We start from the raw sequence: 17,417 nt of genomic DNA on the forward strand, positions 1-17,417 counted from the left end.
CAGACTATCTTTTGAAATGGATAAATTCAGGAATAAATATAAAATAGGTTCACACCGATTACGCAATTGGGATTATTCTTCAAACGCTTTATATTTTCTTACCATTGTTACCCAAAACAGGGAATGTATTTTGGGTGATATTATCGCCGGGGAAATTAAATTATCCGAAATGGGTAAAATTGTAGAGAATGAATTTTTGAAATCATTTGAAATTCGCAATGAATTGTTTTTGCACGCATATATTATTATGCCCAACCATTTGCATATGATTGTGGAAATATGTCATCCCGGCAATGAATCAAACGATTTGATTGATAACGTACAATCGCACGGCCACAATGTGGAATCGCAGGGGGATAACGTACAACCGTACGGGTACGACGTAGAACCGCACGGCCGTGCGGTTCTACAATGGCAATCAATAAAACCGAATCGCCCCGTCCGATTACCCAAATCCATATCATCATTTATTGCGGGATTTAAATCGGGGGTAAATACCAAAATTGACGATTATATTGACGAACATCATTTACCAATACCAAAATACAACAAACAAAATCATTTTTTTCAACCGAATTATCACGACCACATTGTCAGAAATGATTTTGAATATCAAAGAATAGCGGATTATATTATACAAAATCCGACTGTGTGGGAAAATGATAAATTAAACCATAAGAAATGAGTAAGTGTTCTTTTTTATATTTGAAAACGGGTGTTGGTTTTCATGCATTATCCATGCACTATCTATGCTTTATCCATGCTTTATCTATGGCTTTGCTATATAGTGTGACCCGTCCTAAAATAACTATACAGATTATTAAATAAATCCTGTTTTAGCTATACAACTATAATTCTTAATCCTAAACTTACTATACAACTGTTTTTTCATGGTTAAATTTTTTATTATAATTCTTCCATCGCTTCTTCAAGTTCTCTGATTGCAAATGAGCTTGATTTGGGTGACCCGTCCTAAAATAACTATACAGATTATTAAATAAATCCTGTTTTAGCTATACACCTGTAATTCTTAATCCTAAACTTACTATACAGCTGTTTTTTCATGGTTAAATTTTTTATTATAATTCTGACCCATCCAAAATTTTTCAGGATGAAAAAGGTGTAAGCTGGCTCTAAAATTATTTTTCACCTTGTTTATTTATATAAAAAACCATCTCTACTTTGTCAGCAAAGATGGTTTTATAAGATGATTAGTTTTTATTAAACAATAAATATATTGGCGATGTCTACTACCTGTTGTGTTGTTAAGGGTTCATCATAAGCTTCTGATCCTGCTGCTGCTCCAAAGGCCGTAGCGGTATTGAATCCGGCCTGTATCGTTACGCCCTCTCCGTCATAAACGGCCTGTGTTGCCGGAGGCATGCCGGCTCCTCTTTCTGCGTTAGAAATCCATCCCTTGAGACCGCGAAGTCTTCTGACTTCAGAGGCGTGTCTGGCTTCTACGGAATGGATTTGTAATGCAGCAGTTAGTAAATCAGGTGTTGTAATTAAATTGGCTGCCTGGCCTTTGTATGCTCTTACTCCGGTATCTTCAAAAGCTTGTGCCAATGCGAGAAATGTCGGATAGTCATTAAAGGGATCAAATGCCCCGCCGACAGTAAAGTCAAAGGTAGGTTTTGGAACAAAGTTTGCGCTGGCTGTTCCGCCCAGACCCGCTATTAAAAATTTGACGTGATCTGCCTCATGATCCGCAATCTGCTGAAAGACTTTTAAATCACGTCCGCCGTTTTCAGATGCCGGAATTACTCCATGATCTAAGGCCATAGCATAAAATTCATTTTCAAGGTATTCTAATGTAAGGGCAAACTGAAGTGCCCCGATTGGAGTTGCAGGAGTCGCGGTTATATCTTTAGCCATTGCCTTACTGGCAAGTGCCGACAGACCAAACGGAATTGAAGCGAACGCCAGATTTTTACCGATATTTCCAAATTGTGAGAAACTGTCTCTTCGGGAGGTGGTGGTTCTCATTGCATTATCATCTGTGAAGGATTCTATAAATTTTAAAATATTCATAATTTCTAGTTTTAACGGTTAGCATTAAGGCAAATATTTTGCAGTAAATTTTGTGGTGATAAATCCTCCGGCAACCGGAAGAATTTTGGAAGGGTTAGAAGCTGCATCTAAACCTGTAGAAGCGCTTACAATATCATCACCTGCAAAATCCTTAGAATTTGGATTGATTAAGCTTCTAATTGCCGAAGCGTGTCTGGCTTCAACAGAAACAATTTTACCTGCCAACAGGAGATAATCGGCACTTTTGATAAGTTTCCCTGCTCCATTGTACGCCGCCACACCGGTATCTTCAAGTGCCTTTGCAGTCGCAAGGACTTCATTTCGGCTGTTGAAATTTAATGAGCCGTAGTTAAAAGCTAAGGAAGGAAGTAATTGTGTGCCCGGATCAGGAAGTGCAAGAGTCAAAGCTGCTTTAAAGAAATCTCTGTGAACCACTTCGTGATGATACAAATCTGTTAATACCTCACGTTCTGTGGCATTAAATGTGGTGTTGAAATTGGAGGAGTTTACGACTTTGGTATAAAAGTCAGCTTCCAATTGTTCGAGGGCATAGGCATAGGTTAGGACTCCAAAATCTCCGGAACCTAAATCAAATATTCCATTTTTTATTCCAGGCAGGGAATTATCCTGCATATCGTCATTATCGTTGTCGCTGCAGCCAGCCAAAACCAAACCTGCGGTAACCATTGTAAGTCCGCTGAGCTTAAGGAAGCTCCTTCTGCTGTCCAGGATTGGGTTGACTTCCTGAATTTTAACTTCGTTTTTCATAATAAAGTTTTTATCGGTTAATAACATGTATTTTAGTATTAACGAAATTTTATGATGTGCGGTTTTTGAATATTGACTTATTCTTTAAGAATTTTCTTTTAATTTTTAAAAAGGTCCGTTTTTAAAGGAGTAAATGATGAATAATTTTTTTAGATAACTGGATGATTGTGTTTGTATTCAGGATTTTGATATCGAGGGATTTTTGTTTCCATAAGCCTTCGACTCCGCTCAGGATGACAATTGTAGCTTGTTTGGTTTGATTTATGATACGGTATCGTAGGCTTTTTGTTTTCATAAGCCTTCGACTCCGCTCAGGGTGACAATTGTTCTGCTTTGCTTTGAAGTTTATTCCTCTTCTTCGTCTTTTTCAAAGTATATTAATTTGTCTTCAATGACCAGATGGTGTAATTCGAAGATTAGTTTTTCGACGATGAGGTTCATTTGGACTACCTGTTCTTTGTCTAGTTTTGACAGCCTGTGGTGGAGGGTCATGTGTTTGTCTGTATAAAGAAAAATGTCTGTCGGGAATTGTTCGAGCAGGTAATGGTATTTTCTTATGCCGGGGCCTGCGTAGCTGCACAGCTGCCATAAGCACTGAGCGGACAGGTAATGGGGCAGGTAATATGTTTTGACGAAAATATAGGTTCTGCAAAACGACAGAAAAAACAATGCAAACAGGTAGTCTAAACCCTGGTAGTTTTGTTTGGGATTGCCGGCTATTGTAAAAAACTGTAAAGCCACATTTTTGGCTGCTTTATAGTGAAAATACAAATCGGCGTGAGAGGGTTCGAAGGGTACTTCCCAATGCAACTCTGGATGGTACGGGGCAGATGACCAGATGAGGTTCTGCTCCTGAATAATATCGGAAAAGAAATGCTGATACTGATACAGATTTTTCTGGATCCAGTAACGGCTGTGACTTAACAGTACAAAATCGTATTGGTCGCCCATTTTGCTTTTGAGGGAGTGGGTTAGGGCTCTTATTTTTTCGTTGCCAACGGTATCGGCAATAAGCAGCAGGTAATAGGTTGTTTTTTCGCCCCAGGTGATTTGATGATAAGCGTAAATTTGCTCGACTTCTACCGAATTTAGAATATTTTCGACGGCGGTGTCAAGTATGCTGTCTTTTGGTTTCTTATCGATTTGAGGGGGAAGCTCTTGTTTTTTGGATGATTCTTTTTTGATTCTTTTTTTTAATTCGGCAAAGCGTTCTGTGATCAGGCGAAGGAGATTTTGTTCGGTGGTTTCCACTGCCTGATACATTTCGTCTTTGTAGATTGCATCATTCTCTGAGGCTGCTTGTTTTGCTTTTTCAAAAAGGGCTGTCAGGAAATATTGGTTCCGGTTGGTTTGGACGAAGTATTTTTGAATTTCGGGAATGCATGCGGTCAGGTTCCGGATTCTTTCGTCGAGGCTTAGGGTGTTGCAAATGTTTCCGGTATAGAGTCCTTCTAAACATTCGATGTCATGTTCCAGCAGTCTGGCATAGGAGGTAAAAACACTGTTTGAGGCGCCTTCTGCCATGAGGTTTTTAATCTGCCATTTCTGAAGTTCGTGATCGTGGTAAAAATTGTTTTGATAAGCATTCAACTTCTTCTTGTATTTTTTCCATTCTCCTGTACTGAAAATAGCCTCTTCTAATTCTTTATTTTGATAGATCACAGCAGACGGACGGCAGTAAAACGCTGTGAAAGGCGCTCCTAAAGCATACTGACGATGCAGTTTTGAAGAATAGATAAAACACACATTGATCTGATACTGGGTTTTCATTTTGGCTACCCATTTGCTCTGCCGAAGCTCCTGGACAGAGGTATTTTTTTCGGTATGGATGATGAGTTGTGAAAACAGGGGCGAAGGCTCTCCGGTAAAAAAGACCTGAACGATGCTGTGCTGACTGACCAACTGGCGCAGAATGTTTGCTATATATTCGTTTTGGAGTTTTGGGAATGAAAGTTTTGCTGCTGTTTTCATGCTGTTGTGGTTTTATGATTTTGGTCTGGATCGTTGAAATAGACATATACTGATTCTGTAAACAGCCTGGTCATTGCAAACCAAACCATCAGGTCAAAGTGTTCCTGCAGTTCAGGGTCACTCTCCAGCAATATGGCGTTTTGTGTTTCAAAATTGAAGTGCTGTATTTTTTGCCGATACTTTTTATAATAGTCTACTCCTGTGACTGTGATCACTATAAGGAGCAATTCGTTTATGAACTCTGAGGCGGTGATCGATTTTAAAATATACCGAAGACTATCAAACTGATGATGAGCCGGATTTGGGTTTTCTTTTAGGTCATAACAAAAGTATATTAGTACCTGCAGGCACGAAAGAATTCCTGCTGTTTTGACGTCCTGTTTGTTAGTATCAGGGATTTCCAGATTGCCTGAAAGCAGTTCTTCTAAGTCGTATTGCTGTAAAAGGTCGGGATAGTTGTCGAATATTCTATTGACACCGGGATTTTTGAGTTTTTCGAGCAGTGCTGCAATTCCTTTTTCGAGTTTCATTTTTTCCGGATGCTGCAAAAACATATTCAATGCGGTCTTTGCCTGTTCAGGCGTTATTATGAGCCTTTTTTCTCTCTTACTGTTTTTATTATTTTTCATAGTGAGTAGCTTACGATTCACGAACGAAGTTCTATTCTTTCAAAAGGATAAACTATTCCTGATTTGGATATACTATCTGACAAAGGGATATTTTACGGATATTTTTTTATCTTTGAAATTCACACTATTTAATGCAGATGGCTTTATCTTTGAGCCTTCAGAAATTGTACTCGATATGGAACAAAAAATACATCAGGGAAGAAACGTAAAGCGTTTCAGAGAAATGCTTAACATCAAGCAGGAGGCATTGGCTTATGATCTGGGAGAAGACTGGAATCAAAAGAAAATTTCTATGCTGGAGCAGAAAGATGTAATTGAGGATAGTCTGTTGAAACAAATCTCAGCAGTATTAAAAATTCCTGTGGAAGCTTTTCAGAATTTTGATGAGGAGCAGGCGATAAATATTATTTCTAATACTTTTCATGATGAAGCATTCATCGGTAATTCTGGTGGTACTTATAATGTTAATCCATTGCAAGAAATTTTAAAGCTTCACGAAGAAAAAATTGCTTTGTATGAAAGGATGTTGAAGGAGAAAGATGAGATGATGGCAAGGCTTGAAAAATTAATTTCGAAATAATATTTATAAAAGGATATAATTTCACAAGAGACTTTCGGGTCTCTTTTTTCTTTTTCGGACTAATTTCATAACTGCATTTAAAGTTTTTAACCGTGGTAGTTTTACACAATTACATTCCAAATCATTTCATTATGTTTGTATACTTATACGTTTGTAAGAAATAAAACCAATCTTTTTACAATAATGGAATCAAAATTTTCATTTCTACGGAATAACTATCCAGAGCTTTTCACAATTAGTGAATTAGCAGAAAAGCTATATTACATGGATCCAAGTTCGTCATTAGCCAAATCACGTTTATTTTCAGAAAAAATGGCGGTTTTAATCTGGCAATTTGAAAATTTAAGCGCTTTTGATGGTAATCAGGCAGAACGTATAAACCAATTATTTTATAGTAATTCTATACCAGAAGTTGTAAAAGATATATTTCATTCTATTAGAAAATCTGGAAACAGAGCAACTCATGATGGAAATAGTTCTGAAAGGGAAGCTTTATTTGTTCTGAAAAAATGTTATCAGTTAGCCCGATGGTTTTATGAAACTTATGAAAATACTTTTTTAGAAAGAGAAAATTATATCCTTCCTGAAAATGACCATGCGATAACTGTTGAAACATTAAACAACGAATTAAGCAAACTTTCAAAAGAAGTCATAGATTATCAAAACAAAATTGCATCGTTAAATGATTCTCCTGCTGTAATTTCAACCCGAAAAGCAAAATCTAATCAAAATGCGGGCAAGATCAATCTTGACGAAGCAGAAACCAGATTGTTATTAATTGACAAACAGCTTTCAAATGCAGGCTGGGAATGTGATTCTTTTACTATTAATTATAAAAACAATAAAACACTTCCTGAAAAAGGCAAAAATAAAGCGATTGCAGAATGGCCTTGCAATGGCAAATGGGCTGATTATGCACTCTTTGTTGGAACAGAATTGTATGGAATTGTAGAAGCTAAGAAATACGCCACAGATATTTCGACCGATTTACATCAATCTAAAATTTATGCTGAATGCATAGAAATTTCACCAAATTTCAAAACATTAGGACAATGGAATTCTTTTAAAGTTCCATTTTTATTTTCTACAAATGGGCGTACTTATTTGGAGCAGATAAAAACCAGAAGTGGTATTTGGTTTTTGGATGTCCGAAAAGAACGTAACAGAGCGAATGCATTAAAAGGCTGGATTTCTCCCGAAGGAATAGTTGAATTATTCAACAGAGATGTTGATGAAGCAAATGTTAGATTAGAACAAAATGGTTATGATTATTTACAAGATCCTAATGGTTTAGCATTACGTTACTATCAAATTGATGCAATAAAAGCTGTTGAGGACAAAATCATCAATAATCCCGATGAGAAACGTTCTCTTTTGGTTATGGCAACAGGAACTGGAAAAACAAGAACAATTATAGGTTTTGTTTACAGAATGATTAAATCAGATCGTTTTAAACGCATATTGTTTTTAACGGATCGAAGATTATTGGCCAGCCAGGCTTTAGGAAGTTTCAAAGATAATAAGGTAGAAGACATCAATACATTTGCTAACATTTATAAAATGGAAGAAATGAAGAATGTCATTCCGGAATCTGACACGCGGCTTCATTTTGCTACTGTACAAAGTATGGTAAAAAGATTATTCTATTCAGAAAATAATATTTTACCAGTTGATACTTATGACTGTATTATTATTGACGAGGCACACAGAGGTTATAATTTAGATAAAGAAATTAATGAAGAAGATTTAACTTTTAAAGACGAAAATGATTATGTTGGACAATATAAACGAGTTATTGAATATTTCAATGCTTATATTGTTGGATTAACTGCAACTCCTGCTCTTCATACAACTGAAATTTTTGGTAAACCTGTACACAATTATTCGTATCGTGAAGCTGTTATTGACGGGTTTTTAACGGATCATGAACCGCCTTTTATCATAAAAACCAGACTGAGTGAAGAAGGAATATTATGGGAAAAGGGCGAAAAACCTAAAATTTTAAATGCTGAAACCAACGAAATCGAAGAACTGGCAGCATTAGAAGATGAACTGCATATCGAAATTGAACAATTCAATAAACTGGTAATTACAGAATCTTTCAATCGTGCTGTCATTAAAGAACTCGTAAAAAATCTGGATCCGGAGAGTGATGAAAAAACATTGATTTTTGCTGTTCGTGAAAGTCACGCTAATTTGATTGTACAATTATTATTTGAAGAATTCGAAGCAATTGGGGTTGAAGTTCCACAAGATTCTATACAAAAACTTACGGGGAGTGTTTATGATGTAGAAAACTTAACCAAACGTTTTAAAAATGAAAAGTTTCCCAACATCGTAGTAACTGTAGATTTATTGACTACTGGAATAGATGTTCCGCAAATTTGCAATTTAGTATTTATACGAAGAGTGCGTTCCCGTATCCTTTTTGAACAAATGCTCGGAAGAGCCACAAGATTGTGCAAAGAAATTGACAAGCAGTATTTTAAAATTTATGATGCTGTTCGTGTGTATGAAGCTTTAGAAGATTATACTCAGATGAAAACGGTTTCTAATCCTTCTGTTTCTTTTCAACAGCTTATCGAAGAGTTAGAATATATTGACACACCGGAACGTGCCAAAAAGCAACTGGAACAAATCGTTGCCAAATTGCAGCGCAAAAAGAAACAGATAAACGAAGGTCAGATCGAACAATTCATGTATTTGGCTAAAGGTGAAACTCCTGAAGAATTTATTGAAAATCTTTTGCAAATTGAAAATGGAGACATCAAAAAAATATTGGTTAATTATACCAGCCTCTGGGATTTTCTGGACAAAAAAATATACCAGCCAAAGATGCAGCTAGTCTCTGACCATCTGGATGAAGTTATTGGAATAGAACGCGGTTATGGAAAAGCAGAAAAGCCGGAAGATTATATTGACGGATTTAAAAAATTTATCGAAGAAAACCGCAATCAGATAGTAGCTTTAAAAACCATTTGCACAAAGCCGTCAGAATTGGATCGTAAATCACTAAAAGAACTCAAACTACTGTTAGATCAAAAAGGCTATAATGAAATCACACTTTCTACAGCCTGGAAAAATGCCAAAAATCAGGATCTGGCAGCCGATATTATCTCTTTCATCAGAACATTAGCTTTAGATACTGATTTAGTAAGTCACGAGGAACGTATTAGGAATGCCGTTAACAAAATAAAAAAGAGCCGTTCATGGAATACGATTCAGTTGAAATGGCTGGATCGTTTTGAAAATCAATTATTAGTAGAAACAGTACTGACAAAAGCAGATTTAGATTCCAGTCCTTTTAAACAAGAAGGCGGATTTACCAGATTGAATAAAATTTTCGAAAATGACTTAGAAAATATTCTGGCGACACTTAATGAAAATTTATACACAGCTTAATGAGTGATATTATTTTATACAATAACGAAGAAAATCAAGTTCAGTTACAGGTTAAATTTGATAATGAGACTGTTTGGCTAAATCAATATCAGTTAGCTGATTTATTTGCAACAGATAGAACTTCTATTCTAAAACATATTAAAAACATATATACAACCGGAGAACTTGATGAAGATGCAACTTGTGCAAAATTTGCACAAGTTAAAAAAGAAGGAAATAGAGAAGTAAAAAGAGAGGTTCTTCATTACAATCTTGATGCTATAATTTCAGTAGGATATAGGGTTAATTCTATTAGGGGAACTCAATTTCGCAAATGGGCGACCCAACGATTAAAAGACTATTTAGTAAACGGCTATGCGTTAAACGAAACACGATTAAAAGAACTTAACTATAAATATACCGATTTACAAAAAGTCATCAAACTCGCTGCGAACGCCGGCAATATAGAAAACTTAACTTCAACAGAAGCCAAAGGAATTTTGGGCGTAATTGAGCAATATGCTTATGCACTCGAAACCTTAGATAAGTACGATCATCAAAATTTAACCATTGATGAAGGTATATCTGAACAAAAAGAAGTTCAGAAACTCCATTACGATTATGCTATTGAACAAATTAATATCTGGCGTAACTATCAGAATGCCGGGGATTTATTTGGAAACGAGAAAGATCAGTCCTTTAAAAGTTCACTCGAAACTATTTATCAAACTTTTGATAGCGTAGATTTGTACCCGACCATTGAAGAAAAAGCCGCCAATTTGCTTTACTTCATTGTTAAAAATCATTCTTTTTCGGATGGAAATAAAAGAATCGCAGCCGGTCTGTTTGTTTACTTTTTAGATATAAACAATATACTCTTAAACGATTCAGGAAACAAAAGAATTGGTGACAACGCCCTGGTAGCAATTACTATCATGATAGCCGAAAGCAAATCAGAAGAAAAAGATATTATGGTCAAACTGGTAGTCAATCTGATCAACAACAAAAATTAATATTTAGAATTAAACATAAAATGAGCGCACAAGAAATAGCCAATAAACTCTGGAATCTTTGTAATGTATTACGCGATGATGGTGTTACCTATCACGAATACCTGAACGAACTGACCTATATTCTTTTTCTAAAATTAAGTGAAGTAAAAGGTTTTGATGACAAAATTCCGAATGAATACCAATGGCAATATTTTGTAAACGAACATGATCCTTTGGTTAGTTTTAATAAATATCGTGAATTCTTAGCAACTGTAAGTACCAAAACCGAAAGTAACAGTATCAAAGAAATATACAGCAACGCCTCTACCAGTTTACGTAAACCTGTAAACTTTCGTTCCCTTATCACAGCAATCGATAAACTCGACTGGTATGAGGAAGACGATCGTGATGTTATGGGAGACATTTACGAAAGCCTTTTAGAAAAAAATGCCGGCGAAAAGAAAAGCGGCGCTGGTCAATACTTTACTCCTCGGCCATTGATTAATATCATGGTCGATTTGATGGCACCAAAAGTTGGTGAACGCTGGACTGATCCTGCTGCCGGAACTTTTGGATTCATGATTTCTGCCGATCATTATTTAAGAAGCAAAACAGACAGTTATTTTCATTTATCTGAAAAAGACAGGCATTTTCAAACCACTCAGGCTTTTTCCGGTGTAGAATTAGTTCCTGATGCACACAGACTGGCGTTGATGAATGCCCGTTTACACGGAATGGAAAGTACTATTTATCTAAATGATACTTTAACCGAATTTGGCAAAAGCCTGAAAGATTTTGACGGTGTGCTGGCCAATCCTCCGTTTGGTACAAAAATAGGTGGTGATCGACCAACACGTGATGATTTTACATTCCCGACAAGTAATAAACAACTTAACTTTTTACAGCATATCTATCGTAGTTTAAAAAAAGATGGAAAAGCCCGAGCTGCAGTAGTTTTACCTGACAACGTTTTATTTGAAGATGGTGACGGACAAAAAATTCGTCGTGACTTAATGGACAAATGCAACCTGCATACCATTTTAAGATTACCAACCGGCATTTTTTATGCAGCTGGTGTAAAAACTAACGTACTGTTTTTTACCAGAGAAAAAACAGAAACCAACAATACCCAAAACGTTTGGTTTTATGATATGCGCACCAATGCACCAAGCTACGGAAAACGAACTCCTTTTACCGAAAAAGCTTTTGAAGATTTTGTTTTAGCTTACACAGGCGGAATACCATTTGATAAAGTTGAAAAAGACTATGATGGTTTGGTTTCTGATGAAAAAAGAAAAACCATAAAAGACGAAAGATGGCAGAGTATTTCCCGTGCCGAAATTGAGAAAAAGAATTTCAGTTTAGACTTGGGTTTAATTGCTGATAGCTCTTTAACAAACTCAGACGATCTAGGCGAACCTATTGATATTGCTAAAGAAGCTCTTTTGGAATTGCAAAGTATTACCGAGCAATTGAATGCGATGATTAAAGAATTGAAATAATGGATAAGCAAATGCCGAAAAACTGGGTAGAAACTTGTTTGGGTAATTTAGCTCAAGTTCAAAGTGGTGGAACACCTTCACGGAGTAACAAAGATTATTGGAATGGAAATATTCCTTGGGTGAAAATTTCAGATATTAAAGAAATATATGTTGATGAAACTACTGAATTTATTACTGAAGAAGGTTTAAAAAACTCATCTGCAAGGATTTTTCCAAAAGGAACAATATTATTCACAATATTTGCAACTTTAGGAAAAATAGGAATTTTAAACATTGATGCCGCAACTAACCAAGCCATTGCAGGAATAACACCATCAAAATTTATTGATGATAAATATTTAACTTATTCTCTTATTGATTTATCAAATTCAATTTCGGAATACGGAAAAGGTGTTGCACAAAAAAACATCAACCAAGCAATACTAAAAGATACGTTAATCCCTCTCCCACCACTTACAGAACAAAACCGCATCGTAGCCAAGTTAGATACACTTTTTGCTCAACTGGAAACGATAAAAACCAGTATGGAGAAAATTCCTGTTTTGCTTAAAAATTTTAGACAGCAGGTTTTGACGCAGGCGGTTACTGGGAAGTTGACTGAGGAATGGAGGAAAGGGAAAGATTTAGAAAGTGGCGAAGATTTTCTTAAAAGAGTAATTAAATTAAGAAAAGAAAAAACATTTCGAAAATTACCAGGATTAGAATATAAAATGCTTGACCATCCTTATAAAGTGGATGAATCATGGACTTTTGGGCTTTTACAAAATTTTGGTGAACTCACAAGAGGTAAATCAAAACATAGACCAAGAAATGATGAGAAATTATTTGGAGGAGATTTTCCCTTTATTCAAACTGGAGAAATATCAAGATCAAATGGACTAATTACTAACTACAAAAACACATACAGTGAGTTTGGATTAGCTCAAAGCCGATTGTTTCCTAAAGGGACATTATGCATTACAATTGCTGCAAATATTGCAGAGACAGGAATTTTAGATTTTGATGCGTGTTTTCCTGATAGCGTGGTCGGTTATTTGCCTTTTGAAAATTCTTATTCCTCAAAATTCGCAATGTTTTATTTCAATACTATTCAACAAGATTTAGAACATTACGCTCCAGCCACTGCTCAGAAAAATATTAATCTTGGGATTTTGTTTGATGTAGCATTTCCAGTACCACCATTGGAAGAACAACAAGAAATTGTTTCCCGTGTAGAAAGTTTATTTGCAAAAGCCGATGCCATTGAAAAACAATACGAAACCTTAAAACAAAAAATAGATACATTGCCACAAGCTATTTTGCATAAAGCTTTTAAAGGTGAATTGACAGAACAATTGGATAGTGATGGTGATGCGAGGGAGTTGTTGAAGGAAATACAGGAGTTGAAAAATGCAACTAAAGTAACTAAAAATGTAAAACTTGAAAAATTAAAGAGTTTTAAAGAAAAAGTAAAACTATCCTAAAAGGCAAGATATTTTGATTATGTTGGCTCAAGGAACATAAAATATAAAAGATTATGGATTTAAATTGTACCTGTCACTTTTGTGACAATGAAAATGCGTATCATAACGGAGTTTATTACGAATGTCCGGACTGTGATTCCGAATGGGATGAAAATGGGAATCTACTAAACCAATATGACGACGATTATGGGGCAGAAACAAATGAGGAATTCGAAAGCTTATGTAATCTAAAAACACCATTTTTTAAACTAAATCATGGTAAATTGTATCAATGTAAAGTTGATTTTTATAATCAAATTAAAGATGAAATGGAAACGGAATCAATATATATAATTCCATTAGCATTTGAAGAAAACAAAAACAAATTTTGGATTTTACATGACGCAAAAACGTTTGCCGAGAAATATCCAGAAGCCATTACAGATTTTATAGCAATGGATTACTTGACAATTTGGAACGATGGTATCAATTGTTATTTTGAGGATTCAATGATAATGCCACTAACCAGTATATGTACGACCACTGAAAATGACACTTTGATGGATTATATGTCTGAGATGTATGATTTTGAGGAAGTGAATTTATAAAAGAATTAAAAGAAAATAGGTTATAGTGTCTAAACTAGTACTCGGTTGCAACGAGTCCTTCTTAAAAATGAACTATAAATGTAGCGTTTGTAAAGAGGTTTAGTAAAAGTTACCTTCTAAAAGACCGCGAAAAAGCTTTATTTAGTTCAAAAATGTAAGTAGGGACTCGTCGCATAGCAGTACCAGACGATTGTGAGTTGTAATGATTATTTTAGATTGTTTCCTGTTTCAATTCAATATTTTTATACAACTCAATTTTCCTACCCTCAAAATCTTCAATTACAGCCATAAACCCAAACTCTGTTTGTGTAGGAGGGAATGCAAATACGATTTCTAAGGCGGTTAATTTTTGAATTGTGGCCTCGAAATTGTCAATACCGAAGCCTAATCTTAGGTTTTTGTCTGCTTCGGTCTGGCTCTTTGTTAAAGGATAAATTTCTAAAACTGTTTTTCCGATAGCCGCAGCATAATGAAATGGCGAATTTCCGTGTTGGTGGTACTCAAAAGTCAATCCGAACAGGCTGTAAAAATCGGATAGTTTTTTTGTGTCGCCTGTTCTTAAAACCAATAAACGTATTTCCATTTTGTACTTTTTTTGAATTTTGTTTTTTACACCACCGTTCTGCTGCTGTTTGTAGTTTGGGACTAAATTAAGTTCTATTTTTGGATTAGTCTATCATTAAATACAAAACGGGTTTTCGAATAAGTGCTTGTTCTTGTGTGGCGGTGTTGCAAACGCTTTATTTGGTTTAAAAATATAAATAGGTACTCGTCACAGACGAGCACCTAATGGAATGTTTTCAATCTTAAGCAGATCTGTAGTTTATATGGCTGTTTGATATTCAGTTGCTGAATTTAAATCTATTTGTCCCATAATCTTTTAATTTAATACTACTTTAACTTTAAAGAATTAAAAAGTGCTTCTCCGTTTAGCCTATTTACCAGAACATGTACACTTCTGTACATTGCCATAAAAGGAACAAATTTTAAAGGTTATAGGCTGGCTGGGTGTTACAAAAAAGCATCCAAATATTTTCCATGCTCCTGGTGATAAAGTAAAAGGTACATATTCAAAAACCTCTCTTCCCTCATAGAGCCAGCTTTTTGTGACGCATCCCGTAATTACACTGGTCCCGTGCATATTTGTGAGTCTATAATAACTATACCCATGCATTACGCATGAAAACTGATCTACATAATAATTATCTGCTCTTAAATGGTTTACAGATCCATCTGAGGATTGTTCAGTATTTATTTGTACAAGATTTAAGTCGTTAAGTTGCAAAGTGCCTGTTATTCCGCTTTTGCTCATGTGATATGAAACGAATTTCTTTATAGGTGTTCCGTTAATTTCCGTTAATTTATTACTCCATACTAATTGATACAATTTTTTTAAATCTTCAATATCACTGTCTCCTAACTTACTTTCATCACCATAATTCATAATTGAAAAAGAATTATCTCTTCCAAAAAGTTCGCTTTTCAATCCTGTTTCACTAATGTTAGCGAAAAAATGTCTTAATCCAAAAATATGTCCCATTTCATGCTGGATAGTTTCTACTTGTTCTTGATAGGATTGATTGAACATGGTAGGATATAGGTACAATATGTTTTGACCTGCATTCGGAAAGAATGCTGATGCTAATACACAGCCTGACTTATCACAATCTTCCATATGCATGTCTACTTCAAAATCCCAGCCATCTTTAACTTCATGAAATTTTACAGGACATGCATCTTTCCAGCCTTTTATTGCTTGTACAAAAAGTTCTCTTACACCATTTTTTGCGGCTTCTGGATTTTTAAAATAGCTGTCAAAAGATTTACTGAAGCGCCAGTTCAAACTTACGCCGATATCCCAAAGAGGAATAAATCCGCCTGTGCCTACTTTAATTTTAAACGGATCTGTATTTTCAGGCTGAGAATGCCCCTTCGAATCAGTAACACAAATTACTTTATTGTTGTAAATATGTCGATATTCTTCAGCTGGCAAAAATGTTGATGTATTTAAATCAAAAGCTGATTCTGTTATAGTTTTTTTATTTGTTTCCATTTTTATTTTACTTATTAATTTAGTTGTCACATTCCTATAAAAATTACTGAGATAAATCAAAACAAAAATTAATTATCAAATAAGTGCAATTGATAAATATTATTTTTCTATGAATTTTAACTTGTTACTATATTACTGTATGAATTTGCCAAAAGTAAATCCGACATTAACCCCAACAAAATGTTGTTTATCAACTTCTTTCCATGCAACTTCAAAATTGACAGATGGTTTTCCTTCTTTGTCTTTTAAACTAAATGGTATTCCAAGTTTCCAGTTTAAGGTATCGTATTTTCCAAAAGTTTTATCTGCTCCGGAACTCAGACCAAATGTACCATCCAGGACAAAAAAACTAACAAATTCAGCACTTATAGAAGGGGTTATGAATTGTTGAAAATTACCTCCATAAACCGTTTTATTTTCTTCAATAAGAGCACTATTCTCTGAACTATATACAGGAAGAGTGTATTTCGTAAGTGCTTCCGTTTCTATATTATTATTGTTTTTAATGTTCCCAAATCCACTGATGTAACATGACTGTCCACCGCTCCATTTCCAATATTTTGTAGCGCCGGCAGTAATATACCATGGATAAAAATCTTCTTTTTTGCTTTCAGTTGTTGATATATCATTTATTATTTCATACTGACGCGGTGAAACAGGTATATATGATTCAAACGAAAACCAATGATCTGTACTTAGGTTGTACAATCGAAATTTTCGTATATAATCTACTTCTTCCTTGGCTATTTTTTTGTAAAAATCTGTTTCTTTTTCCTTAGCGTTTTTGTCATCCGGAGCATTATCATAAACAGTTTCTTTAATCAGTTTTTCAATAATATTTTCACGGAAAGTACTTATTTTTTTTTCTTGTTCTTCTTCATAGTAAATACTGCCATTGCCTATACAATGAAACTTTATGTTAATTCCTAAATCATTTTGTAATTTTCCGTTTTTATAAATTGATGTAAAATCATCATCAACTTTGCCTTTGATCCCCGTAGTAATTAAAAAACTGACAGCATCTGTTTCTTCTTTGCGGGTATCAAATGTGCCTCCTAAAAACAATGTTTTATCAGAAGTACTTAACACTGCATAAGCTTTTTGAAAAGTAAGATCTTTTGAAGACGTCACATAACTTGATATTTCTGAGGCGAAAAAATGATTTAATGCAGATGGTGTTAATAGTATTTTATTATTTTTATCATCTTGCTGCCTTGTACGGCTAGTTATGAAATTTGATATCCCATCTGCCATGATAATAAATTCGGGGATCATTGTAGTATCTGTAAAAATAGGATTGATACTATTATTCTTTTTTTTTCCGCCAATATCTTCATAATATTCAGCAATTGCTTTTTTCATATATTCGGGCGGATTATTTTGCCCGAATATTACAAGACTAAAAGAAAACATTAAAAAAAATGTAAATAAATTTTTCATAGTTTGTGATTTTAAAA

15 protein-coding genes are annotated in these 17,417 nt (G+C 34.8%); 7 read left to right on the forward strand and 8 right to left on the reverse strand.

Features of this window, described 5'->3' with window-relative positions:
* The first annotated feature begins 16 nt into the window (after positions 1-16).
* Positions 17-685: a transposase gene (locus AAEO57_RS13240; RefSeq protein WP_341693370.1), complete on the forward strand. Its 669-nt coding sequence runs from the start codon at positions 17-19 to the stop codon at positions 683-685.
* A 536-nt stretch (positions 686-1,221) separates the two neighbouring features.
* On the opposite strand, the gene AAEO57_RS13245 is transcribed toward AAEO57_RS13240, so the two are convergent.
* The 5 genes from AAEO57_RS13245 to AAEO57_RS13265 form a co-directional block, all read right to left on the reverse strand.
* Complete coding sequence (locus tag AAEO57_RS13245) at positions 1,222-2,034, reverse strand: ferritin-like domain-containing protein (RefSeq protein WP_341693372.1); 813 nt, start codon at positions 2,032-2,034, stop codon at positions 1,222-1,224.
* A gap of 24 nt (positions 2,035-2,058) precedes the next feature.
* Positions 2,059-2,802 carry a ferritin-like domain-containing protein gene (locus AAEO57_RS13250; RefSeq protein ID WP_341693374.1) on the reverse strand — a complete coding sequence of 248 codons (744 nt, stop codon included), beginning with the start codon at positions 2,800-2,802 and terminating at the stop codon, positions 2,059-2,061.
* A gap of 121 nt (positions 2,803-2,923) precedes the next feature.
* A complete protein-coding gene (locus AAEO57_RS13255; protein ID WP_341693376.1) occupies positions 2,924-3,097 on the reverse strand; it encodes a hypothetical protein in 174 nt (57 codons plus the stop codon).
* Positions 3,098-3,147: 50 nt separating this feature from the next.
* Positions 3,148-4,773, reverse strand: coding sequence for a hypothetical protein (locus AAEO57_RS13260; RefSeq protein WP_341693378.1), 1,626 nt, complete (start codon positions 4,771-4,773; stop codon positions 3,148-3,150).
* A complete protein-coding gene (locus tag AAEO57_RS13265; RefSeq protein ID WP_341693380.1) occupies positions 4,770-5,402 on the reverse strand; it encodes a hypothetical protein in 633 nt (210 codons plus the stop codon). Before AAEO57_RS13265 ends, AAEO57_RS13260 begins: the two co-directional genes overlap by 4 nt.
* A 175-nt stretch (positions 5,403-5,577) precedes the next feature.
* Between AAEO57_RS13265 and AAEO57_RS13270 the strand changes: the two genes are divergently transcribed.
* From AAEO57_RS13270 to AAEO57_RS13295, 6 genes are all read left to right on the forward strand, one after another.
* A complete protein-coding gene (locus tag AAEO57_RS13270; protein ID WP_341693382.1) occupies positions 5,578-5,982 on the forward strand; it encodes a helix-turn-helix domain-containing protein in 405 nt (134 codons plus the stop codon).
* A 183-nt stretch (positions 5,983-6,165) separates the two neighbouring features.
* Positions 6,166-9,384 carry a type I restriction-modification system endonuclease gene (gene hsdR, locus AAEO57_RS13275; protein WP_341693384.1) on the forward strand — a complete coding sequence of 1,073 codons (3,219 nt, stop codon included), beginning with the start codon at positions 6,166-6,168 and terminating at the stop codon, positions 9,382-9,384.
* Complete coding sequence (locus tag AAEO57_RS13280) at positions 9,384-10,376, forward strand: virulence RhuM family protein/type II toxin-antitoxin system death-on-curing family toxin (protein ID WP_341693386.1); 993 nt, start codon at positions 9,384-9,386, stop codon at positions 10,374-10,376. Before hsdR ends, AAEO57_RS13280 begins: the two co-directional genes overlap by 1 nt.
* Before the next feature lie 20 nt (positions 10,377-10,396).
* A complete protein-coding gene (locus AAEO57_RS13285; RefSeq protein WP_341693388.1) occupies positions 10,397-11,857 on the forward strand; it encodes a class I SAM-dependent DNA methyltransferase in 1,461 nt (486 codons plus the stop codon).
* Positions 11,857-13,320, forward strand: coding sequence for a restriction endonuclease subunit S (locus tag AAEO57_RS13290; RefSeq protein WP_341693390.1), 1,464 nt, complete (start codon positions 11,857-11,859; stop codon positions 13,318-13,320). Before AAEO57_RS13285 ends, AAEO57_RS13290 begins: the two co-directional genes overlap by 1 nt.
* Positions 13,321-13,373: 53 nt before the next feature.
* A complete protein-coding gene (locus AAEO57_RS13295; RefSeq protein WP_341693393.1) occupies positions 13,374-13,907 on the forward strand; it encodes a hypothetical protein in 534 nt (177 codons plus the stop codon).
* Between the two features lie 211 nt (positions 13,908-14,118).
* Here AAEO57_RS13295 and AAEO57_RS13300 read toward each other — a convergent pair whose 3' ends face one another.
* The 3 genes from AAEO57_RS13300 to AAEO57_RS13310 all read right to left on the reverse strand — a co-directional run bounded on the left by AAEO57_RS13300 (position 14,119) and on the right by AAEO57_RS13310 (position 17,400).
* A complete protein-coding gene (locus AAEO57_RS13300) occupies positions 14,119-14,490 on the reverse strand; it encodes a VOC family protein (RefSeq protein WP_341693395.1) in 372 nt (123 codons plus the stop codon).
* Positions 14,491-14,841: 351 nt separating this feature from the next.
* Entirely contained in the window at positions 14,842-15,960 is a 1,119-nt protein-coding gene (locus AAEO57_RS13305; RefSeq protein ID WP_341693397.1) for a matrixin family metalloprotease, read from the reverse strand.
* A gap of 132 nt (positions 15,961-16,092) precedes the next feature.
* On the reverse strand, positions 16,093-17,400 hold the full coding sequence (locus AAEO57_RS13310) for a hypothetical protein (RefSeq protein ID WP_341693400.1): 1,308 nt from the start codon (positions 17,398-17,400) through the stop codon (positions 16,093-16,095).
* Positions 17,401-17,417: the final 17 nt, after the last annotated feature.

Source organism: Flavobacterium calami (assembly GCF_038290035.1).
In the GTDB taxonomy this organism is placed as follows: Bacteria; Bacteroidota; Bacteroidia; order Flavobacteriales; family Flavobacteriaceae; genus Flavobacterium; species Flavobacterium calami.